General features: G+C 40.9%; 19 protein-coding genes and 1 tRNA gene. 2 read left to right on the top strand and 18 right to left on the bottom strand.

Annotation, left to right across the window (positions count from 1 at the left end; translation table 11 throughout):
- The first annotated feature begins 334 nt into the window (after positions 1 to 334).
- Positions 335 to 2395: a methionine--tRNA ligase gene (metG, locus tag T7867_RS17730; RefSeq protein ID WP_322299615.1), complete on the top strand. Its 2061-nt coding sequence runs from the start codon at positions 335 to 337 to the stop codon at positions 2393 to 2395.
- A gap of 151 nt (positions 2396 to 2546) precedes the next feature.
- Positions 2547 to 3773: a M20 family metallo-hydrolase gene (locus T7867_RS17725; RefSeq protein ID WP_068221428.1), complete on the top strand. Its 1227-nt coding sequence runs from the start codon at positions 2547 to 2549 to the stop codon at positions 3771 to 3773.
- 11 nt (positions 3774 to 3784) lie between these two features.
- Here the strand turns inward: T7867_RS17725 and T7867_RS17720 are convergent, their stop codons facing one another.
- The 18 genes from T7867_RS17720 to T7867_RS17635 form a co-directional block, all read right to left on the bottom strand.
- Positions 3785 to 4465, bottom strand: a complete 681-nt coding sequence (locus T7867_RS17720; RefSeq protein ID WP_068221430.1) for a hypothetical protein — start codon at positions 4463 to 4465, stop codon at positions 3785 to 3787.
- Positions 4462 to 5154 carry a hypothetical protein gene (locus tag T7867_RS17715; RefSeq protein ID WP_068221432.1) on the bottom strand — a complete coding sequence of 231 codons (693 nt, stop codon included), beginning with the start codon at positions 5152 to 5154 and terminating at the stop codon, positions 4462 to 4464. Before T7867_RS17715 ends, T7867_RS17720 begins: the two co-directional genes overlap by 4 nt.
- Positions 5154 to 5837: a hypothetical protein gene (locus T7867_RS17710; protein ID WP_185101263.1), complete on the bottom strand. Its 684-nt coding sequence runs from the start codon at positions 5835 to 5837 to the stop codon at positions 5154 to 5156. The genes T7867_RS17715 and T7867_RS17710 overlap by 1 nt, the downstream gene beginning before the upstream one ends.
- Positions 5834 to 6172: a PadR family transcriptional regulator gene (locus T7867_RS17705; protein ID WP_068221436.1), complete on the bottom strand. Its 339-nt coding sequence runs from the start codon at positions 6170 to 6172 to the stop codon at positions 5834 to 5836. The genes T7867_RS17710 and T7867_RS17705 overlap by 4 nt, the downstream gene beginning before the upstream one ends.
- Positions 6173 to 6268: 96 nt before the next feature.
- On the bottom strand, positions 6269 to 6829 hold the full coding sequence (gene pth / locus T7867_RS17700; RefSeq protein ID WP_273277173.1) for an aminoacyl-tRNA hydrolase: 561 nt from the start codon (positions 6827 to 6829) through the stop codon (positions 6269 to 6271).
- 133 nt (positions 6830 to 6962) lie between these two features.
- Entirely contained in the window at positions 6963 to 7568 is a 606-nt protein-coding gene (locus T7867_RS17695) for a 50S ribosomal protein L25/general stress protein Ctc (RefSeq protein ID WP_068221439.1), read from the bottom strand.
- Positions 7569 to 7580: 12 nt separating this feature from the next.
- Positions 7581 to 8519, bottom strand: a complete 939-nt coding sequence (locus T7867_RS17690) for a ribose-phosphate pyrophosphokinase (RefSeq protein ID WP_068221441.1) — start codon at positions 8517 to 8519, stop codon at positions 7581 to 7583.
- Positions 8520 to 8613: 94 nt separating this feature from the next.
- Entirely contained in the window at positions 8614 to 9081 is a 468-nt protein-coding gene (locus tag T7867_RS17685) for a RidA family protein (protein ID WP_068221444.1), read from the bottom strand.
- Positions 9082 to 9106: 25 nt separating this feature from the next.
- Positions 9107 to 10729, bottom strand: coding sequence for a M1 family metallopeptidase (locus tag T7867_RS17680; protein ID WP_068224072.1), 1623 nt, complete (start codon positions 10727 to 10729; stop codon positions 9107 to 9109).
- A 608-nt stretch (positions 10730 to 11337) separates the two neighbouring features.
- Positions 11338 to 11410, bottom strand: a tRNA-Gln gene (locus tag T7867_RS17675).
- Between the two features lie 78 nt (positions 11411 to 11488).
- Positions 11489 to 12658: a YncE family protein gene (locus T7867_RS17670; RefSeq protein WP_068221446.1), complete on the bottom strand. Its 1170-nt coding sequence runs from the start codon at positions 12656 to 12658 to the stop codon at positions 11489 to 11491.
- A gap of 196 nt (positions 12659 to 12854) precedes the next feature.
- The gene (locus T7867_RS17665) at positions 12855 to 14837 is read right to left on the bottom strand and encodes a hypothetical protein (RefSeq protein WP_089082303.1); all 1983 of its coding nucleotides are present in this window, start codon (positions 14835 to 14837) and stop codon (positions 12855 to 12857) included.
- Between the two features lie 73 nt (positions 14838 to 14910).
- Positions 14911 to 16491, bottom strand: coding sequence for a glycoside hydrolase family 32 protein (locus tag T7867_RS17660; RefSeq protein WP_322299614.1), 1581 nt, complete (start codon positions 16489 to 16491; stop codon positions 14911 to 14913).
- On the bottom strand, positions 16491 to 17837 hold the full coding sequence (locus tag T7867_RS17655) for a sugar porter family MFS transporter (RefSeq protein WP_068221450.1): 1347 nt from the start codon (positions 17835 to 17837) through the stop codon (positions 16491 to 16493). The genes T7867_RS17660 and T7867_RS17655 overlap by 1 nt, the downstream gene beginning before the upstream one ends.
- A gap of 161 nt (positions 17838 to 17998) precedes the next feature.
- Positions 17999 to 18862: a sugar phosphate isomerase/epimerase family protein gene (locus T7867_RS17650; RefSeq protein ID WP_068221452.1), complete on the bottom strand. Its 864-nt coding sequence runs from the start codon at positions 18860 to 18862 to the stop codon at positions 17999 to 18001.
- A 216-nt stretch (positions 18863 to 19078) separates the two neighbouring features.
- Positions 19079 to 20155, bottom strand: a complete 1077-nt coding sequence (locus tag T7867_RS17645; RefSeq protein ID WP_322299613.1) for an iron-containing alcohol dehydrogenase family protein — start codon at positions 20153 to 20155, stop codon at positions 19079 to 19081.
- Position 20156: 1 nt separating this feature from the next.
- A complete protein-coding gene (kdsB, locus tag T7867_RS17640) occupies positions 20157 to 20888 on the bottom strand; it encodes a 3-deoxy-manno-octulosonate cytidylyltransferase (protein WP_068221456.1) in 732 nt (243 codons plus the stop codon).
- Positions 20888 to 22081 carry a DegT/DnrJ/EryC1/StrS family aminotransferase gene (locus tag T7867_RS17635; protein WP_068221458.1) on the bottom strand — a complete coding sequence of 398 codons (1194 nt, stop codon included), beginning with the start codon at positions 22079 to 22081 and terminating at the stop codon, positions 20888 to 20890. Before T7867_RS17635 ends, kdsB begins: the two co-directional genes overlap by 1 nt.
- Between the last annotated feature and the right edge of the window lie 42 nt (positions 22082 to 22123).

Here is a 22123-nt window from a genome sequence, read left to right as displayed (position 1 = left end):
CCCTCAGAGTCTCCTAAGAGGGACTCTGAAGGAGTGAGAACTGTCATCCTCGCGTCCCGAACCATCGGGAGCGGAAATCTCCAAATCTTTAGAAACAACAATAAGCCCACGGCCTCAACCGTGGGCTTATTGTTTCCATCCCGAGGTCTCGAGGCATCGGGACGAGGGATCGGCTTAATTACAAATTATTGTAGACCCTTCGACTGCGCTCAGGATACGAAATGATTTGGTTGCTTCATCTTTTACCAGAATAGGAACTGCTTCCTTCACAAATCGAGGCAAAATTGAGCACTTAAAATCTGACTTCAGCAATCTAAAAACTATCTTTGCAGCCATGACAAAAACGGATTTCAAAAGACATACTGTAACGGCTGCTTTACCTTACGCCAACGGACCTGTGCATATAGGTCACTTAGCGGGTGTATATGTCCCAGCCGATATTTATGTGCGCTATTTGCGTTCTAAGGGAGAAGATGTAGCATTCATTTGTGGTTCCGATGAGCACGGAATGGCCATAACCATGCGTGCCAGAAAAGAAGGAATTAACCCGCAAGAGATCGTAGATAAGTATCATAACATGATCAAAGACAGTTTTGGTCAGTTGGGAATTTCTTTTGATATCTATTCAAGAACCTCTAATCAGGTTCATCATGAAACAGCTCAGGAGTTTTTCAAAACCCTTTATGATGATGGTAAATTCGAAGAACGCCAAAGCGAGCAGTATTACGATGAAGAGGCTAAGCAGTTTTTAGCCGACAGATACATTATTGGAACTTGTCCTAAGTGTAGTCATCCTTCAGCATATGGTGATCAGTGCGAAAATTGTGGTTCGTCATTAAACCCAACAGACCTGATTAACCCAAAGTCTACGCTTACCGGAAACCCTCCTGTATTAAAGGAAACCAAGCACTGGTATTTGCCTTTGCAAGACTATGAAAAGTGGTTGAACCAGTGGATAGTAGAAGGACATAAGAGCGACTGGAAGTCGAATGTTTGGGGACAGTGTAAATCGTGGATCGATGGAGGCTTACAATCTAGAGCAATGACTCGTGATCTCGATTGGGGTATAAAAGTGCCAGTAAAAGGAGCTGAAGGAAAAGTCCTTTACGTGTGGTTCGATGCACCAATTGGCTATATTTCGGCTACTAAGGAATGGGCAACGGAAAAGGGAATTGATTGGGAACCTTACTGGAAAGATAAGGACACCAAGCTGGTTCACTTTATCGGAAAGGATAATATCGTGTTCCACTGCATTATCTTCCCAGCCATTCTAAAGGCTCATGGTGATTATATTTTACCTGATAATGTACCAGCCAATGAATTCTTGAACCTTGAGAGTGACAAGATTTCAACCTCAAGAAACTGGGCTGTTTGGTTACACGAATATTTAGAGGAGCTTCCTGGCAAGCAAGATGTATTGCGTTACGCGCTTTGTGCTAATGCTCCGGAAACCAAAGACAATGACTTTACCTGGAAAGACTTTCAGGCTAGAAATAACAGCGAATTAGTAGCCATCCTCGGTAACTTTGTGAATCGTGCTGTGGTGTTGACTCACAAGTATTTTGAAGGGAAAGTGCCTGAGAGGGGAGAGCTTTTCGATATCGATTCAGAAGTGCTTAACGCTTTAGGTCAGGTGCCTAAAAAGGTAGGCGATTCTATCGAAAGATATCGCTTCAGAGAGGCATTAGCTGAGATGATGGACTTGGCTAGAATTGGTAACAAATACTTAGCTGACACCGAGCCTTGGAAGCTGATCAAAACAGATGAGGAAAGAGTAAAGACTATTCTGAATATTGCTTTACAATTGGTCGCCAACCTTTCAATTGTTGCTGAACCATTTATTCCTTTCAGCACAGATAAGCTTAGAGACTTTTTGAACCTTGGTGAACTCGATTGGTCGAGTGCAGGTTCTGATGAGCTTTTAGCTGCCGGACATCAATTAGAAAGAGCGCAGTTGCTCTTCGATAAAATCGAAGACAAAACCATAGAAGAACAAGTACAAAAACTAGAAAATACTAAGAAACAGAACGAGATGGAGAATAAGGAAATAGAAGTAGCGCCATTGAAAGATACTATCGTATTTGATGACTTTATGAAGCTCGATTTAAGGGTAGGAACTATCCTTGAAGCTAAGAAAGTTGAAAAGTCGAATAAACTACTTCAGTTTTTAGTAGATACTGGAGTTGATAAAAGAACCATTTTGAGTGGAATTGCTAAACATTATTCTCCAGAAGAAATGATTGGTAAGCAAGTGACCATTGTGGCTAATTTGGCACCAAGACCAATGATGGGTACTGTTTCAGAAGGAATGATTCTTATGGCCGAAGATGCTGAGGGTAACCTTAGACTCATTCAGCCAAATGAAAACGTAAACCCTGGTTCTACCGTTAGTTAGTTTAAGGTTTAAAGTTATTGTTTAATGTGTTCTCCTCCGAAGGAGGGTATTCGTGCAAACCGCAATTAACTGTGGCTCAATGTCCCCCGCTGGCGGGGGAAGGGGGTGGACATAGACTTTAAACCTTAAACCCTGAACATAAAACAGTTCTATGAAAATTAACGCCCAACGCTTACTGGAAAACCTTGATCGCTATGCGCAAATAGGGAAGATGGGCAGTATTGGCGTTGAGCGTATTGCTCTATCTGAAGAAGATAAACGAGCTCGCGACTTATTAAAAGCCCAAATGATTGATGCTGGATTGCAAGTTCACATCGATCAGTTGGGGAATATGAATGGTATTCGCAAAGGTAAAAGAGAGGGGAATCCAGTTGCTTTTGGCTCACATTTAGATACTGTCTATTCTGGAGGAAGGTATGATGGTGCACTGGGTGTTCTTGCTGGTTTGGAACTCATTCAAACCTTAAATGACAATCAGATTGAGACAGAGAAGCCTCTTGCGTTGGTGAACTTTACCAATGAAGAGGGAGTGAGGTTTGCACCAGACATGATGGGCAGTCATGTCCATGCTGGTATGGCCGACCTCTCCGATATTCTCAACTCACCTGCTTATGACAATCCCAATGAAACAGTAGGGAGTTGCCTGAAATCCATAGGATATGATGGTGAAATGGAACCTGGAGCCATTCAATTCGATGCATTTTATGAGCTGCACATTGAGCAAGGACCAGTTTTAGAGCTAGAACAAATTGATATTGGAGTGGTGGAGCAGGTTCAGGGAATATACTGGACACGGTATAAAGTTCTGGGTGAGGCGAATCACGCAGGAACCACGCCTGTTTATTACCGAAAAGATGCTGGTTTTGCCGCTGCAAAAATTCAGCAATTCATAGGTAAATACACCAGAAGGAAAGAAGGTAAAGTGTTAACTACAGTCGGGTCGGTTAAGCTCTCGCCAGATGCAATCAATATAGTACCAGAGTCTGCTGTATTTACTTTAGATGTAAGAAGTACCGATGAAGCACTGCTTCGCAAAGCCCAAAAGCGAATTGATAAGTATATAGAAGAGACCGTTGAGGCTGATGAATTGAATTTCGAAAGAGAGGAATTGGTTCGGTTTAGTCCTGTTCGTTTTCCCCTTAGTATGACGGACAGTGTGCAAATTGCTACACAGTCTCTAGGGCTAACTTATAAAAGAATGTCAAGTGGTGCTGGGCATGATGCTCAGATGATGGCCCATTTTTGTCCATCAACCATGATTTTCATCCCAAGTGTACGAGGCATTAGTCACAATGTGGAAGAGTTCTCTCACGATAAAGATGTGGAGAATGGGGCGAATGTTTTGTTGGCAGCTGTTTTAAGGAAGTCTAGCAGTTAAATGTTCTTGCTTTAAGCATACTTCAAATACCGTTCATTAGTCCATCGGTATCCCCATTGCATCATTTCATAGAATATGATGGCATATAAAACCGTAATTGTGCTGAACATAGCAAAGAGTAAGCCTGGAATTAGGCGATTTGTTTGGTAGAATATGTCGGTTAGAATTCCGAAGCCTTGTCCAAATAAGGTGAATGAAAACGCAGTATACATTCCGTAAACGGAAAATACAAAAGACTTTTTTCTCCATTTTTTAGTGCCAGAGTATAACGCTAGTAAAAGAATAATAGCCTCAATCATTCCAAGTAGGTAAAAGTAGATCTTGTAATAAGTACCGTTCTCAAAAGGTAGAATCGTATCGCCTATTAAGTAGAAGAATAATAGGATTGCAAGTGTTCTTAAAGCTTTGACACTGGCAATGTAATCGAAAACTATATCTACCAATTTATCTCTGCTGAGCTTTGAAAAGCTTTTTCTAAATTCATCTTCCATTACAGAAAAGCCCATTACCCCAAAGCCAGCGTGAACCTCATGGATAGCCTTAGAGATTGATTTATTTGGGTTTTTCTCCATTTTAGCCTCAACAGCAGAAGCCACATGATCTAGAATCTCCATCTCTATTTCAATATGAGTAAAGCCTCTGGAGTGAATGAATTTCTTGATTTCAGTTATTTGATCTTGTGCTAGTTTCATAGTGCTGGCTTTAGTTTACTGTTGATCATTGATACCTTGATGGCGGCTATTTCAGATATAACCACAAATGTGATTAGAAAGGCGGATAGGGGGAGGTAGATATAATAGTAATCCTCCCCAAATGCATCGCGGAGTAGATTCACACAATTGCTTAGTAAAACTGGATTCAAGACCCATGCCAGTGAGGTTGTATTGGCTAAACTACGCTTATATGGTTTGTTGAGCGACTTACAAGACTTTCTATAACTTATAATTATACAAGACTGAACTATTATGGCAGAAGCAAAACTTAAGAGTATGAAAATCAGTGATACTGTTTTCTCGTTAAACACGGTATTGAGCCAATATATAGAGACAAAAGCAGCTAGTAAATAGATAAATATGGGCCAACGGAAATATGTCTTTAGCTCTTGCAAGAAAAGGCTTCTGTGAGCAGAATTGTAGGCATACGCTTTTTTATTCCTAATTTTTCTCAAACCCGTTTCTCCACCACACTGGTGGTAGAAGGCATTCAAATGATCAACAATGCTAATTTCATAGTTAGTATTCTCCTCAAAGCTAGTTGCTATGTGATCGAACATTTCCTCGTAAAGCTCTTCTGTGTTGAACTTATGAAGAAGAAGAAACTCTTGGATATGGTAAGCTTCTCTCGGGGTAATCTGATTGTGAGTAGTTAAAAGGCTTTCCATTAGTTCAATGCTTGAATTTGCAACCTAAATTCTTCTTTGTAGAGTTTCTGACTGCTAATGAAGAACAGGATCAGTAGCACTGTTCCTGGAATAGTTAAAATAGGAGAATTGACCCATTTCATAAGTAATTCCGATCCGCCAGATAATGTGAAAAGCTGAAAAACAACATTTGGGATAGAAATGAATAGGGACATGTCGTTGCCTAAAACTGAATATACTTGCGAGGTTTTATAGTATTTTTTCTTTGTCTTGCATTGATAAGAATACCAGAGAATTCTAGACATAAATACAAAAACGAGAATGAACCATAGGGCAAGAGATATCCCAAAAAGCTTAGAATTATTGATGTAAAGACTTGAGATGTAAACCACTCCAGATACACCAGCTGTTATAATCATGTTAGGCCAGCCCAAAAGGTAGCTCATTAATATTTGAAAGAAACGCTTCCAGATGAGCTTCCTGCGCGCATTCATCTGAGTTTTTTCAATAGAAAGTATCTTCTTAACTCCGCCAAAACTGGGTTGGACTTCATCCCGAATATGCTCCTGAAGGGTTTGAGTCTTATCTTTTCTGTTTTCAAATGATGATAAAATATGATCTTCCATTTCATAGAAGAATTCCCTCGTCATTACACCAATGGCTTGAAGGTATTTGCCAATAATATCATGTTGATTCATACTCATCCCAATCCAAGTTTAGGGTTCAACACTTTTTGTAGGTTTACTAGAAAATCTTCTAGTTCAGAGACTTTTGCTTTAGCCTCGGCATTGCCTTCTTTGGTTAGGGAGTAGTATTTGCGAACTCGGCCATCAACCTGCTGAGTTTCTGTGGTTAGGTAGCCTTCTGCTTCTAACTTATGGAGAGTGGGGTAGAGGGCTCCTTCGGTAAGTTTAAATTCACCAGCAGTGAGCTGCTTTACTTTTTGGGTGATTTCATAGCCATACATCTTTTCTTGCTCTTCTAATAGTCGAAGAACAATAGTGGCTAAGCTTCCCTTTAGCAATTTACTTGAAGACATATACAAGTATACCTAATTTTCTTATGTATAAGAAAATTAGGTATGTGTTTGTTCAAAGTTCAAACGTTGAACTTATAACATGAAACATAGAACTAACTAGTCATTGTACTCTGTCATGGTTCTGCTGATGCCAATGGTGCAGAAGCTATAAATCATGTCAATAGCCTTATCCATGGCGAATGGTAGTTCATCAAATTCTTGCTGTGTGAATTTTCCTAGTACATAATCAACTTGTCGACCTTTTGCAAAGTCATCACCAATACCAAATTTAAGGCGAGGATAGTTTTGTCCACCTGTAAGATCTTCAATGTTCTTGAGCCCGTTGTGGCCAGCACTAGAGCCTTTTGCACGCATTCTCAACTTACCGAAAGGTATGGCAATATCATCTACTATCACTAGACAGTTTTCCTTTGACACGTTTAGCTCATTCATCCAGTGGCGCATGGCTTTGCCGCTTAGGTTCATATACGTGGTAGGCTTAATCATATGAATGGTTCTGCCTTTGTGCTTTGCTTCTGCATGATAAGCTAGGCGAGACATTTCAAAGTTGACACCTTTTTGGTCTGCCAGACGATCTAGCGTTAGAAAGCCAATATTATGACGCGTAAGCTCATATTCGGGGCCTATATTCCCCAGTCCGATGATGAGGTATTTCATGAAATCTAAGTTTCAAGTTTGTTTTCAATGCTCAAAGTAAGCAGTCAGTATTTATACTTTAAACTTTGAACGGTATTAAATAAAAAATCCTGCCCAAAATTGAGCAGGATTCATTTCTAAGATTTTATCTGAATTACTCAGCGCTATCATCTTCAGCTTCGGCAGCTTCAAGCTCTTCGGCAGATTTACCTCTAAGTGCTCTTGGAATAGCTACGTTCACTACTGTTACGATTGGGCTAGTTAAGAACTCGAAGTTCTCTGTTGGCAATTCACCAACTTTAATAGCCTTACCAATTCTTAAGTTAGTTACATCAATCTCGATTACCTCTGGCATATCTTTAGGCAACGCTTTGATGGCTAGTTTAGGGTTCTTAATAATTAAAGTACCACCATTCTTAACACCAACTGCATTTCCTACAGTTTTAACAGGGATATTCATTTTAATAGGAGTACCTCTGAACAATTGTAGCAAGTCTACGTGCAATAAAGCCTCACTTACTGGATGCCATTGCGACTCTTGAATAATTGTTTCATAGATTTCACCCTCTATGTTCAACTTGATGAAACAAGCTTCTGGAGTGTACAATACAGGCTTAAATTGAATAGCAGGAGCATAAAAATGCACTTGCGTATCGCCACCATATAAAACACCTGGTACATTACCTTCAGCTCTTAGTCTGTTAGACTCAGTTTTTCCGAGATTTGCTCTTTTAAACCCTATAATCTCTACTTCTCTCATTGTATATAATTGTTAAATAAATAATTGACTAATTGAACCATCCGTGGTGATGTTCTTAATGGCTTTCGCGAAAAGCTCTGCCACTGTTAATACACGGATTTTAGAAGACTCTTGCTTGAGTGGAATAGTATCGGTTACTACCAATTCATCTAATACAGAACCTTCAATATTTTCATAGGCTTTGCCAGAAAGCACTGGGTGAGTACATACTGCTCTTACAGATTTTGCTCCTTCATCCATACAGATTTTAGCAGCCTTACAAAGCGTGCCACCTGTATCTACAAGGTCATCTATAAGCACTACATTTTTGCCTTCTACACTACCAATAATTCGCATTTCGGCAACCTCATTTGGTCTTTTACGGTGCTTATCAATCACCACCATTTCAGCATTAAAGTGCTGCGCGAACTCTCTAGTTCTTTTCACACCTCCAACATCTGGAGAAGCAAAAAGCAGGTTGTCTAGGTTTAGACTACGTAGGTAAGGAACAAATATGGCCGAACCGTCTAGATGGTCTACCGGAATGTCAAAGAAGCCTTGAATCTGGCCAGCGTGTAAATCGCAAGTCATAATTCTATCGGCACCAGCAGCTGTTAGAATGTTGGCAACCAATTTAGCACCAATGGCTATTCTTGGTTTGTCTTTTCTGTCCTGACGGGCATAACCGAAGTACGGAAGTACAGCAATTACTTTATAAGCACTGGCTCTTTTGGCAGCGTCAATCATTAAACATAGCTCCAACAAGTTTTCTGCTGGTGCCATAGTAGATTGTACCAAAAATACGTTTGCCCCACGAATGGATTCAGTGAAGTAAGGAGCCATTTCTCCGTCAGAGAATGTTTGCAGTTTTATTCCGCCTAATCCCTGTCCGAAGAACTCACCGATCTTCTTCCCAAGGTCTGCTGAACCATTTCCTGCAAAAATTTTGTGTTCTCTGGATGTATTACTCACAATGCCTAATTTTCGAGCTGCAAAGGTAGGGAAAATAATGAATTTATAATTGTTTCTCGAAAACAGATTTTACCTCCAATTTAGGATGTGAGTCTTATTGGGTTTTCGCTATGGTAAAAGTAGCAGTAAGGCCAACGCAAAAGTTTCGTGGGAGCTTATGAACGCCAAAAATAGCCCTAGTATGTGTGCCTTTTTCTTCCAAAACCTTCGCGAATAGATCAGATGCTCCATTCACTACTTTCGGTGCATCGTCCCAATCTTCTGCCGACTGATAATAGGCATCAAACTGATTAAGCCCGATAACTCTGTCGAAGCCTACTTTCGCTTTTATTTGAGATAATACGTTTAGAGCACATAGCTGCATGGCCTTGTAACCATCTTCTGTTGTAATTGACTCTCCCAAGCGCCCTTGATAGAGATACTCTTTGTTCAGAATTGGGAACTGAATGGCCACATAGGCAATTTGCTCGCGGATATTTACCGAAACATAACTCCCTCCAGGAGTAGATACTTCGGGTAATATAAGTCCTAGTTCTTTAAGTCGTTCTTCGGGTGTTGCCATTTTATCAATTGCCCTTGATTAGTTCTTACCTGCTTTGAAGTGTTGCGATGTAATAGTTTAAGTCTGCTTTCAGCTCTTTGCCTGTTACTTCTTGGTTTTGCCAGCGTGAAGTTGGGGTAAGTCTAATGCTTTGACGACCAACGGTAACGTCAACAGGCATATCGAATGAAGAGATAGAGTTGATCCAGCGATGGTATAGCTTACCATCTTTAAAATAGTACTCCAATGTGGGTACCCTTCTATCTCTCAAGTATTGATTGAAAAATGCTGTGAGATCTAGGTTGAGAAATTCAGCTATGAAATTTTCAATATCTGAAGTATGGACCGTTTTATGGTAGAATTGTTCTCCAAGCCCTCGGAGTACACCTCTCCATTGCTCATCATCATTTACAATGGTTCTAAGTGTGTTCAGCATGTTGCCTCCTTTGTAGTACACGTCACCTGGGTAGTCTTGGTAATTGACTCCGTATGGACCAATCATGGGTTGTGTGTTTCCAATGGCTGTTCTGGTTCCTCTAACGTATTCTTGGCCTGCTTCTTTGCCGAAAAAATAGTCTAAAAACAGACTTTCAGAATAGTTGGTGAAGCTTTCGTGAATCCACATATCGGCCATGTCTTTATGGGTAATATTGTTAGCGAACCACTCATGGCCTGATTCATGAACTATTATGAAATCGAACTTCAAGCCCCAGCCAGTAGAGCTTAAATCTCTACCTAAATAGCCATTTTGAAAACCGTTTCCGTAGGTCACTGAACTTTGATGCTCCATGCCTAGGTATGGAGCCTGTACAAGTTTGAATCCGTCTTCGTAAAATGGATATGCTCCGAACCAGTGTTCAAAGGCTTCTAGCATTCTAGGTACTTCTTTGAATTGTTCTCTTGCCTTAGCTTCGTCTGGTTTAAGTGCCCAATAGCTAACCTGTAAATCTCCTTTTTCGCCTTGGTAAGTTTCTTCCCAATTCACGTAGTTTCCAATGTTTAAATTGATTCCATAATTGTTGATTGGGTTTTTGACTGTCCAGTGAAATGTCCTGGTTTTTTTCTTTCTATTTCTATCGATTTTCACTAGCTGACCATTAGAAACATCGGCTAGATGTTCTGGAACTTCCACACTAATATCCATGCTGTCTACCTCGTCATACATATGGTCTTTACAAGGCCACCAAACAGAAGCACCCAAACCTTGGCAAGAGGTGGCAATAAAATCCATTCCGTTAGCGTCTTTCTTCCAGCTGAAACCACCATCCCAAGGGGCTCTTCTTGCTTCTCTGGGTTTGCCTTCATAGTGTACAGTAACTTTATTGATCGAGCCTGGCGTTTGTTTCTCGGTAAAAAGAATAAAGTGGGCATTGCCCTCTGAGCTAAAGTCCAGCTCTTGGCCATTCTGAATAACCTTTGTGATCTGAAGAGGAGCTTGAAGGTCAACTTGCATAAGGTTGTGCTCTTCTAGCACTTTGTATTGAATGGTGTTACTTCCGGTTATTCTCTTCTCATTGGGTAAAACTTCTACACTGAGATGGTAATGGGTTAAATCCCACCATTTACGTTCTTCTGTAATTGTACCACGCAACGAGTCTTGACGTGTAAATTCTTGTGCGAAAGATGAAGTGGCGATTAGGAGCAGCGCTAAAAATGAAAGTAACCTCATAATTGAAAATTTGCTGAAGATAGGGAGAAATGAGATGTGGAGTCTAACCTTTAACAAACCTGTGGCCATAATTGGTCGATACAATTGAAATCGAAGTTCAAAGATGCTCGAATAACTGATGAACTACCTTTTTTTCATCCCGAGGAAAGGAGGGATCAGCTAGTCGACTTTATTGGGCAGGTCCTTCGGCTTCGCTCAGGATAGGGAATTTAGGACTAGTAACGTTAGTGGGGGAGTTGGGTGTCAGTTATAAACTGACTTTTCGGGTATCCTTGATACAATCGAGGATGAGTTGATCTAACCTTTAACAAACTTGTGGCCATAACTGGTCGATACAATTGAAATCGAAGTTCAAAGATGCTCGAATAACTGATGAACTGCCTTTTTTCATCCCGAGGAAAGGAGGAATCAGCTAGTCGACTTTATTGGGCAGATCATTCGGCTGCGCTCAGGATAGGAAATTAGGGTGCTAAGTAACGTTAGTGGGTGAGTTGGGTGTCAGTTATAAACTGACTTTTCGGGTATCCTCGATACAATCGAGGATGAGTTTCTTGAAGTTATTGATCAGTCGAAACAAAAAAAGCTCCACATTTCTGTGAAGCTTTTTGTTGGTCTACTAGGGCTCGAACCTAGACTCTTCTGAACCAAAATCAGACGTGTTGCCAGTTACACCATAGACCATCCTTGAATTGGGAGTACAAAAGTAGTGTTTGATCTTATATTTGAAAACGTTTTGAGAGAAAAATATCAACTTTTTTTTCAGTCCTCAATTTTCCAAAAAGCTATGCCTCCTGCTTGCTTTCCAAGATAAGCAGTGTCTATCAGCTTAAGCGTTTGTAAATCAAATACATCCACCATGCCAGGGGCATCGCCAATACCTTCAACACTTACAAAGGCATATTTTGAGTCCGATGAAATGGCCACACCATGCGTAACTTTCTGGCTGTTGTCTAGCCTAGCTACTTCTTCTCCTGTTTCTAAATTCCAGATACCTGTCTTGGCTGCAGACTTATAAGACACTACCATAAATTTACCGTCAGGAGAGAGGTCTATGTTATATGGGCCTTTGTCTGTTTTGAACTTGCGCGTAGCTTTCCAAGATTTGGTGTCAATCTCCAAAACCTCATCAGAACCATTGCCTGCCACATAAACCAAGTCTTTACTAGGGTGAGGGCTTACCCATGTTGGTTTAAAAGCCGAATGTTTCATGCCACCCATGTCATGATTCATTTTTGAATGATCCAACTTTGAATGATCCATCGATTCTTGTTTTTTCATTCCAGACATATCATGTCCCATTTGACTGTGATCCATCTTAGAATGATCCATGCCTACCATTTTGCTGGCTTCGTCTAGGTCTAACTGGCGCGAAACTCTTAAGTCCAAAGCATCAATTTCAAATAGTTCACCAGACATCATTGCTACAGAATAATGCTTCATGCCATCTCTAGATAAACGACTTCCGTGAGGCATTGCTCCAGTAGTGATTTGCTCTAATTCAGTCATAGATTCAACATCTACTACCGATACTGTGCTTGGTACCATATCTCCATGCAGATTAAAGTTTACGCAGTAAAGAAGACCCGTAACAGGAGATATTTGCATAGAGGCAGGGAAGAGGCCAAGTTGCGTAGTTCCAACCACTTCGTCTGTGCCGGTTTTGAACTTATAAAGCATGCCGTATGGGTTGCCATGTGCCAGGCTTAAGTACCAATACTCGCCTTCAGGGTCTACAGTAATGCCGTGCGGGCCTTCAATTTCTGCTGGCCAGACCCCCACAGGTATGTTCTTGATGGTTTCAGCTTTCTTTCCATCAAACTTTACCACAGAAACTTCATCTTCAGACTCTGCAGTTACATAGATGTAATAGTCTTGAGCAGATAGTGAACTGGCTGCCAGCAAACAGATTAATACAATAAGCTTTTTCATTTTTTTAGTTATCGGTTATCCGTTAACGATTATCAGTGTTTTTTAATCTCAATCAGAGTCTCTTTAAGAGGACTCTGATTATTTGTCGCTCAGTGTCTCCTAAAGGGAGACACTGAGCGAGATGTGCTTAGTCATTAGTCCAAGACCGATGGTTCATGGCCAACTTCACAACATCAATACATATTAATTTTCAGACTTATTTCGACTGAATTTGAGTCTCTTTTGGTTTTTCAGGCTCTAGTTTGGCAGACCAAAGTCCACTGTTCCAGTCAGAGAAGAAAATGTGCCCTTTGTGAAGCTGTGCCCCCCAAGTGAATGGTGCATTGGCAGTGTAACCGTTGCCATCATTCGGAATAAACCATGCTATTTCTCTTCCTTGCTTTCTTAAGTCGCCCATTAATTCACCACTTAAATCGAAAACTCTAACTCCTGCATTATAGAAGGCTACGTAGAGGATGTCATCTTCAATCCAGTAGTTGTGAGAACCAGCGTAAGGAATTTCAACTCTGGCAATTTCTTCAGGGTTTTCAAGATCCGTGAAGTCTACAATGTGCAAATATCCACCAGCCATGTTAACACCGCCTTTGCCAGTATTTAGGCCGTAAGGGAAAATCTCGTCACCACCAATAACGTAGAACTTGCCTGTCTTACTTCTGTATGGGAAAGAAGCATGGTTAGCTCCGTTAGGGTAGGCATAACTGGCAAACTGAACAGGGTTACTTGGAGAACCACCAGCTATTCCATTTCCAACATCTACTAACTGAATACCATCGGCCCAGTTTGAGCTGTAGGCAATTCCGTCTTCTACCCAAACATCGTGAATCGCATGACCAGGAGTGTCTAATTCAAACTTAGAAACCGCATACGGATTTTTAGGATCTTCAATATTGATAGCATAGTACTTTTGGCCAGCACTTAGGGCATATACATGGTCTTGGTAAATGAATACGTTGTGTACACCACCAGTCATGTTTTCATCGAATCTAGACAGAATTTGAACGTCTCTTGGATTCTTCACATCAATGATTACCAAGCCATTTTTTCTGTTTGAAGCACCTTCTCTACTGATTACACAGATGGTTCCATCTTCAGAAATTTTTACATCGTTCACGGTTCTAGCATCTACCTGTACCGAATCTATTTTGTAAATATTGGCAGGGTCGGTTACGTCCCAGAAATAGGCTTTACCATCTGCACCCCAAGTTCCAGTAACTGCGTAATCTCTTCCATCTACACCTTCCCAAATCCATAAATCTGAAGTGTGTTTGTCGTTCACAGAACCTTGACCAACCATTTCAATTTTTCTTTGAACATCTCTAGGTACAATCTTGAGCGTTTTTGATGCTGAAGCAACTCCTGCAGCAGCAGTTACGGTATAGATTCCAGCCTCATCGGCAACAAATCTTCCATCTTGCTTAATAAGCCCTGAAGCACTTTGACTTACATCGTCAGAAACGCCATAGAAAGAATAGGTGATAGGAGCATCGGCAATTACATTGCCTTTTGCATCCATAGCTTTTGCTGTAAAGTGGAAAACATCGCCAGTTCTTGCTTGGTCTCCATCGGCAGTTAATTCAATTTTGGTGATCGGGTTTTTCACCACATTTAGGTTGATAGTATTTTCAATGTCTTCTGCCTTTGCGGTGATGGAAACGCGACCTTCTTTGAAGGTGTTGATGATGCCATAGCTTGATACTGAAGCAATATTCTCGTTCTTAGAAGTGAAAGTCACCTGAACATCTTCTCTGGTTAGACCGGCCTCATCAATAACAGTGTAATTGAGCGGTACTGGAGTTCCCGCATAGATTTTATTTGGAATGCCCTCTACTTTTATCTCAGCGATTGCTGGATACTTCACCAAAACCTTAATGCTGGTACGGTTATTACCTTCTGGGTAGTCTTCTACCGAGCCGCCACCAATTACTAAAACTTCATATTCACCTGGCTTGAAAGCTTCAACCATAAGGTCAGCGTCTACATAAAGACTTCTTCTAGCTCTTGAAAACGCTCTAACTGTTTCGTCAGATTTTTTGCCATCTTCTGTTACGTAGATATCTAGTTTCATTTTTTGTCCAACATCTAGCGTTATGCTTTCTGGTGCGACAATTTTTTTCTGAGCCAGCAGGCTGAGCGGTGAGAGTAGCAAGGCTACTAAAGTAAGTTTGAGTAATTGTTTCATGGTTGATATATTAAGATTGAAGTTGGAAAGTACCCATTCCATAAAAATGATACAATAAAAAGGGTATAGGTGGTTACCAAATACTTTTGAGTTGAGTAGTTCTTGCGCTATTGATTTCTAGTGGATTATCGTCTGAAATCAGGTAGGCTCGGGTAAAACCTTCGGTAGGAAAGAACACTTCGGTCATTACTACAGAGCCTTCATTTAAGAATATTTCAATAGAGGATTCATCTACGAAAAACTCAACTTTCAACTCTTTCTCTTTCAATAATTGCTGGTATGGTGCTGTTGCTTCTTGGTGAGCAAAATTATCTGCAAAATCCGTTAAACCTGATTTTGCGCGATTACCATACACAGTACCGTCTTGGAATCTAAATACAAACTCTTCTTGAGTTTTTGGATTGTCTAAGACTAAGCGGAAATTAGACGTATTCACAGTGAATTCAGACTTGAAGGGAACGGTCAAGCCTAGATCATCAGTATTCATCAAGGAAAACATGGTGCCTGCATCAACTGATCCCTTTTCAAAATCGACCGATTTTGTATGCAGACTCGCTAATTCATTTACTGGCCGAGAAGCTACCGTATAAACTCCAGATGTCTGATTTTTGGTAAGGTGGAGGCTTCTAGGAATGGTCATCGCGCTGCGCCATTTTTCCGTAGGAACCACTTGCGCATAATTCCAATTACCCATCCAGCCTAAGAATAGCCTTCTACCATCTTCTTCTGGAATATCGCTCCAAGTAACTCCAGCGTAATTGTCAGGTCCATGGTCTAGCCACTGGCTTGCATTTGGGTCTTGACTGTTGGTAAAGGTTTTTCCGTCAAAGTCTCCCACAAAATACTGGGTAGCAGAACCGCCATTTGGCCCTCCAGGATTAATACTGAGCAACAGTACCCATTTTTTTTCTTCGCTACCTTCAACCTGAAGCTGAAAAAGATCTGGGCATTCCCATACACCACCGTGAGACCCATCATTCATTCCAAAGTCACTCTGAAATTTCCAGTCTATTAAGTTGGGAGAGGTGTAAAATTTCACTCTATCAAGTGCAGCAAAAACCATTAACCACTGCTGGAAATCTTCGAGCCATATTACTTTTGGGTCGCGAAAATCTTTGATGCCAGGGTTCGGTACTACAGGATTACCCTCATACTTGGTCCATGTTCTACCTTTGTCATTGCTATAGGCTATGCTTTGATATTGATAGGTGTTGTTGCCTTCTTCTTCAGCACCAACAGGTTCATGATGAGTAAAAATAGCAATCATGGGAGGGTGTTCTCCAGTTTGAAAGCCACTGGTGTTGTTCCAGTCAACTACTGCCGAACCAGAGAATATATATCCTAATTCATCAGGGTAAAGGGCTATAGGTAAGTGTTTCCAATGTACCATGTCTGGGCTTACTGCATGCCCCCAATGCATTGGTCCCCACACCGTACTGTCAGGATAGTATTGATAGAAAAGGTGGTATTCACCATCGTAATATACCATCCCGTTGGGGTCGTTCATCCAGGCTTCTTTTGGGGTGAAGTGAATTTGCGACCTGAATTTGTCGTCAGGAAAAGAGAGTTCTTCTTGTTGCTCTTTTTTCTGCTTTTCTTGATTACAAGAGGAGAGTATTAGAATGGTAAGAAGGAGTAAGGACAGTTTTTTCATTATTGACGGATTAGTTCTTTCTCTAATTGTTCTAGTGATTTACCTTTTGTTTCAGGCATAAACCTCCAAACGAATAAAAGTTGGAATACCATAAAGATGGCGAAGACGGCAAATACCCAACCTGCACCAATAGAGGTGAATAAAGCTGGAACCATGGCTGGAATTATGGCCGCTAACCACCAGTGAACAGAGGAACCGAATGACTGACCCTTTGACCTCAGGTGGTTCGGGAAAATCTCAGATATAAAGACCCAAATAACCGCACCTTGACCAATGGCGTGAGCTCCAATAAATAGAAAAAGCGCTGGAGGAATAATGGAAGACCACCCATTGAAAAAGGCCAAAGAAGTAGTAGCGAGTGTTATGATGTAGCCAAACGAACCAATGTACATCAGCTTTTTTCTGCCTACTCTGTCTATAATAAGTACACCTATTATGGTGAAAATGAAATTGGCAATGCCAACTCCAACAGTACTCAAGAATACGGCATCATCTCCCAACCCTGCCTCTGAGAATATTCTTCTGGCGTAGTATAGCAATGCATTAATTCCACTGAACTGATTGAAGAATGCAATGGCAAATGCAAGCATTAAAGGTACTCTGTACTTAGAAGAAAACAGGCTTTCTACTGTGCTATGCTTCTGAACTGAAGATGTACGGACAATGGTAAGCTGAGCTTCCACTTCATTTTCTGGGTAAATGCATTCAAATATTTTTCGTGCCCCTTCTTCATCGTTTTTCTTTAGCATAAGCCAACGAGGGCTTCTTGGTACAGTCAAGACTATAAGGGTATACGCTAGGGCTGGAACAGCCTCAATACCAATCATCCATCGCCAAGCTTCTGTGTCTACATTTATAGCGATAAGGTAATTAGAAACAAAGGCTATAAGTATACCGAAAACAATGTTTAGTTGATACAGAGCAACGAGTCTGCCTCGCATTTGTGCTGGGGCAATTTCCGATACGAACGTAGGGGCGGCAATGGTAGAAGCACCAACACCAAGCCCACCGATAAATCTGAATATAGCAAACAGCCAAGGGTCGCTCACCATGGCCGAGCCTAGTGCAGAGATAGTATATAAGATTCCTATAATTAGAAGAGTTTTCTTGCGACCTAATTTGTCGTTTGGGATGCCTCCCAGCATAGCGCCTATAACAGTACCCCAAAGCGCGGAACCAACAACGATAAGACCGTGAAAAAGGTCATTGCTGCCGTTGAGTGTATAGGTTGACCACAAAGCTTGTAGCTCTTGTTCTGCACCGTTGATTACAATGGTATCGAAACCGAAGAGGAAACCAGCAAGGGCTCCTGCTATAGACCAGAAGTAGACTTTTTTAGCGTTCATTAAGGTTGAATTGAAAATGTAATTTACTATAAATACCTTAATCACAAAGTCTTAGAAATTAAGGTGCATCGGTAGGTTGGCTGACCTGAGTTTTACTTATTAATTAAAATACAAAGAGCTACTGAAAGTAGCCCTTTGTATTTCATAATGAATTGATCTTTTTAATATGACAGTTTTTTGAGGTGTTGAATACTGGTCTCCAAACTGGTTAGAGAGTCCACCTCAAAGTTGGCGTCTTGTTCAATGAAGAAGTACTTCAGCCCTGCGTCTTTTTTGTGAGCAAAGATCTGTTTCCAGTCTATAATGCCATTTCCAATCTCGGTCATTGGTTGCCCTTCGTCTAAAGAAAGGTCTTTCACATGCCATAATGGAACTCGGCCAGAGTTATCTCTGAAGAAAGTCAGTGGGTTGATGCCTGCTTTTCTAGCCCAGTAAATGTCTAGTTCAATCTTGACGTTGCTTGAAGAAGTTTCCTTTAGGATTACATCCATCGGCAATTGGCCATCAATTTCCTGAAACTCAAAATCGTGGTTGTGATAAGCAAATTGGATTCCCGACTTTTTAGTCATTTCACCAAAAGTGTTAAACTGCTCACATAGTGCCTTGTATTGGTCAATTGACTCTCTCTCGTTAGGCATTAGGTATGCGCACACCAAATATTCGGTGCCGAGCTCTGCTGCATCATCAATGGTTTTTTGCATGTTGTCACCAAGGTTTGGTGTCATTATGTGAATGCTCTTGAGTGTGATTTTATTGTCACTGATGATTTCTTTGGCTTCAGCGATTGGCTTGCCGAGTAGTTTGCCTTCACCAAAGTTAAAGCCTTCCATGTTGGTGTAGCCAGCTTTTCTGAGTCGCTTTAGCGTGCCAGCCATGTCTTTCATAATAAAATCACGGACGGTGTAAGACTGAAAACCAAACTCTTTGATTTTCTCTCTTCGCATTGCTTCAGCAAGAGCCGAAGGTGCCACTAAGGCAGCTGAGCCTGCTAAGGCTGCGGATTGTAAAAAGTTTCTGCGTTTCATGATTATCTGTAGATTTCTTTTCGAAATAATTCTTTTGAAACTAAGAAAAAGGAGGGAAGTAAACTAGATTTTGTTATTCATTGGGCGAAACCGCCCAATGAGAAGAGGTGTTCCCTAAGAATATATGTTCTTAAAGTGTGGCCTTTTAAAGGTTTGAAACAAAAAAGGCAGCCATCTCAAAGAGAGCTGACTGCCTTATGTCTTGAAAATTGACTTTTACATCAATTCGTACATTTCTCTAAGTTTCTTTCTGGTGATGGTTTCTCTCCAGTTTTTGCCAAGGGCATTTTCCCAAAGTGGTTCAAGGAACATGGCTACATCAATCATTTTCTCGAACTGAGCATCGGTAAGGTCGGCACAGATTCCTTTAGGAATGTAGATTTCGTGCTTATCTACCATCTCCTTAAACTTCTTAACTCCATCAGGATAGAACTCTTCAAGATGATCGAAAACTATACAGTTCCCAATGCCGTGCTTGGTGCCTAGTAAAAAGCTTAATCCATAAGAAAGAGCGTGTGCTACACCTACTTGAGAATAGGCAATGGACATTCCTCCATGAAAAGAAGCCATCATTAGCTTATCATCAGAGTCATCGTCCCACTCATTTTTTTCTAGGAAAATCTCTTCACAAAGTTCATTAGCTTTCTCTCCGTAAGATTGGGAAAAAGTGTTTAGGTAAGTTCCTGTTAAAGATTCTACACAGTGGATGTAACAATCCATACCAGTGTAAAACCTCTGGTTTTTAGGAGCATTTTTAATCAACTCAGGGTCTAGCACAATCTGATCGAAAGGCGTGTAGTCTGAGTTCATTCCCAGCTTTCTTTCTGGGCCAGTAAGCACTGTAGTTCTAGAGACCTCAGCTCCAGTACCTGAGAGTGTAGGAATACCAACATGATAAGCGCCAGGTACTTTAACCAAATCCCAGCCTTGATAATCTGCAGAAGAACCAGGGTTGGTCATCATCAACGAAACAGCTTTGGCTAAATCTAGCATGCTTCCACCACCTATGCCTATTACACCAGAAACTTCTCCGTAAGTGTCTTTTAGCTCATTGGCAATTGCATCTACTTGCTTGGTTTTTGGTTCATCGGCAGCACTTGCAAAAACAATTTTATCAGTACCTGAAAGGGGAACTCGGCCAATTAGCTCTTGCTTGTCTTTAAACACATCATCTACAATGTAGATAAACGGATAGTCTCCTTTTCTATGTGGTTTAATTATATCTGCGGTTTGATCGAAACAGCCTCTGCCGTAAACGACCATTTTAACCATTGGGAAATTCTTGAATTTCATATTAGTCTTCAATAAATGTTTTGGCATTCTCCAGATCTTCAGGAGTATCTATTTCAATACCCATATATTCTGTTTCTACCATTTTAATCTTTTTGCCTGTTTCCAAATACCTTAGGCACTCAATTTTTTCAGTGTCTTCAAGTATAGTCATAGGCGTATTGTAAAAGTCGAGCAAAGCCTGCTTTCTGAAAGCATATACACCAATGTGCTCGTAGTATTTGGCGTTTGCTGCCTTATTTCTTGGGTAAGGAATTGGAGACCTAGAAAAGAACATGGCGAAGTTATTTTGGTCTACCACCACCTTCACATAGTTTGGGTCTTCAATCTGATTTACCTTAGTAAGTACCTGCATAAGAGAAGCTAAATCAATCTCTTTGGCATCTTCTCCTTCAAAAACTTCGAGCAGCTTAACCAATGGCTCTTTTTTGGTAAATGGTTCGTCTCCCTGAACATTTACTATAATATCGGCCTCTATCTTTTCTGCGGCTTCGGCAATTCTATCACTGCCACATTCATGCTCTTTTTGACTCTTTATGGCTTTGCCACCACTTGCCGTAATCTCCTCAAATATGATGTCTGAGTCAGTGACTACGTAAACTTCTTCAAACAAACCAGTATTCACCGTTGACTCGTAGGTTCTCAAAATCACAGACTTTGAGCCTAGTTTTGCCATTAGTTTACCGGGGAAACGTGTGGCATCGTATCGGGCAGGAATCAATGCAACTGCTTTCATTATAATACCGATTGAATGGTTTCAGCCATTTTAGAGGCTCTCTCTTTAGCTTGTTCTTCCGTCCAGTTTAAGTTGATTAATGATGATATAGTTCTACCCATTACTGTATCAGATTGAGCGAATGAGTTGAAATCTGTTTCTTCAATTGCCTGAACTAATGTTGGGTTTAATGGGAATAGGGAAGTAGCGTTCTTCAGGTGATCCCACTTTTTAATATAATGCCAGTTGTTATCGAACCAATAGAAATTTCCACCAAGCCCGTTGGCTAGAAGTGCTTTGTGCGCCTTTCTTGCCAATTCTTCAGTAGGGAGGAAGAAGGATAGGAAAGAAGCATTATCACCTTGCGGATCAGGGATTTTTCTAAAAGTAATGCCTTCAACTTTCTCTAAAGCAGCCTTAATGATGGCATTGTGCTTCTTCTGCGTTTCTAAGATTTTGTCGAGCTTACGGATTTGACCAAGCCCAACAGCAGCGTGCAGCTCAGAAATTCTAAAGTTATAACCTAAGAATGGATGACTTTCGGCACCTCTATCGGTGCCAATATGGTCGTGGCCGTGGTCGGTGTAATGGTCCGCGTTGAGAAAGTATTCTTCATTGTTGGTTAAGAATGCACCACCCTCACCACAGGTAATGGTTTTTACAAAGTCGAATGAGAAAGTGCCGCCATCTCCAATGGTTCCGAGCTTCTGCCCATTAAAAGTACCTCCAATGGCTTGGCAAGCATCTTCTAATAAAAGTAGATTGTGTTTCTTACAGATTGCCTGAAGTTCGTCCATCTGAGCCATAGAGCCACACATATGAACAGGCATTACCATTTTGGTTCTAGGGGTAATAGCAGCTTCTACGGCTTTAGGGTCTAAGCAAAGCGTTTCATCAATATCAACTAGTATTGGAATTGCACCAGCAGCAATAATAGCTTCAAAGCTGGCTACAAAAGTGAAAGTAGGCATTATCACTTCATCTCCATGTCCAACTCCCATAACAGCCATAGCTGTGCTAAGGGCTGTTGTTCCACTAGATGTTAATTGAGCATGTCTAACACCGAAAGTCTCAGTAATAGCCTTCTCTAATTCTTTGGCTTTCCAGTGGCCCTGTCTCATACCATCGAAACCATAGCGCATTAGAATCCCCGTGTTCAACACATCATTTACTTCTTTTCTCTCTTCGTCTCCGAAAAACTCAAATCCTGGCATGTATTATAATTTTTGTCAAAAATAGATAGAAATACTTAGCTC

This window comes from Roseivirga spongicola (genome assembly GCF_034376045.1).
GTDB lineage: Bacteria > Bacteroidota > Bacteroidia > Cytophagales > Cyclobacteriaceae > Roseivirga > Roseivirga spongicola.
This window is presented reverse-complemented; position numbering and strand designations above follow the sequence as displayed.

Bases quoted from the DNA above. Each gene is read 5' to 3' on its own strand.
- metG (WP_322299615.1), top strand. From the start codon at position 335: ATGACAAAAACGGATTTCAAAAGACATACTGTAACGGCTGCTTTACCT.
- T7867_RS17725 (WP_068221428.1), top strand. From the start codon at position 2,547: ATGAAAATTAACGCCCAACGCTTACTGGAAAACCTTGATCGCTATGCG.
- T7867_RS17720 (WP_068221430.1), bottom strand. From the start codon at position 4,465: ATGAAACTAGCACAAGATCAAATAACTGAAATCAAGAAATTCATTCAC.
- T7867_RS17715 (WP_068221432.1), bottom strand. From the start codon at position 5,154: ATGGAAAGCCTTTTAACTACTCACAATCAGATTACCCCGAGAGAAGCT.
- T7867_RS17710 (WP_185101263.1), bottom strand. From the start codon at position 5,837: ATGAGTATGAATCAACATGATATTATTGGCAAATACCTTCAAGCCATT.
- T7867_RS17705 (WP_068221436.1), bottom strand. From the start codon at position 6,172: ATGTCTTCAAGTAAATTGCTAAAGGGAAGCTTAGCCACTATTGTTCTT.
- pth (WP_273277173.1), bottom strand. From the start codon at position 6,829: ATGAAATACCTCATCATCGGACTGGGGAATATAGGCCCCGAATATGAG.
- T7867_RS17695 (WP_068221439.1), bottom strand. From the start codon at position 7,568: ATGAGAGAAGTAGAGATTATAGGGTTTAAAAGAGCAAATCTCGGAAAA.
- T7867_RS17685 (WP_068221444.1), bottom strand. From the start codon at position 9,081: ATGGCAACACCCGAAGAACGACTTAAAGAACTAGGACTTATATTACCC.
- T7867_RS17680 (WP_068224072.1), bottom strand. From the start codon at position 10,729: ATGAGGTTACTTTCATTTTTAGCGCTGCTCCTAATCGCCACTTCATCT.
- T7867_RS17670 (WP_068221446.1), bottom strand. From the start codon at position 12,658: ATGAAAAAGCTTATTGTATTAATCTGTTTGCTGGCAGCCAGTTCACTA.
- T7867_RS17665 (WP_089082303.1), bottom strand. From the start codon at position 14,837: ATGAAACAATTACTCAAACTTACTTTAGTAGCCTTGCTACTCTCACCG.
- T7867_RS17660 (WP_322299614.1), bottom strand. From the start codon at position 16,491: ATGAAAAAACTGTCCTTACTCCTTCTTACCATTCTAATACTCTCCTCT.
- T7867_RS17655 (WP_068221450.1), bottom strand. From the start codon at position 17,837: ATGAACGCTAAAAAAGTCTACTTCTGGTCTATAGCAGGAGCCCTTGCT.
- T7867_RS17650 (WP_068221452.1), bottom strand. From the start codon at position 18,862: ATGAAACGCAGAAACTTTTTACAATCCGCAGCCTTAGCAGGCTCAGCT.
- T7867_RS17645 (WP_322299613.1), bottom strand. From the start codon at position 20,155: ATGAAATTCAAGAATTTCCCAATGGTTAAAATGGTCGTTTACGGCAGA.
- kdsB (WP_068221456.1), bottom strand. From the start codon at position 20,888: ATGAAAGCAGTTGCATTGATTCCTGCCCGATACGATGCCACACGTTTC.
- T7867_RS17635 (WP_068221458.1), bottom strand. From the start codon at position 22,081: ATGCCAGGATTTGAGTTTTTCGGAGACGAAGAGAGAAAAGAAGTAAAT.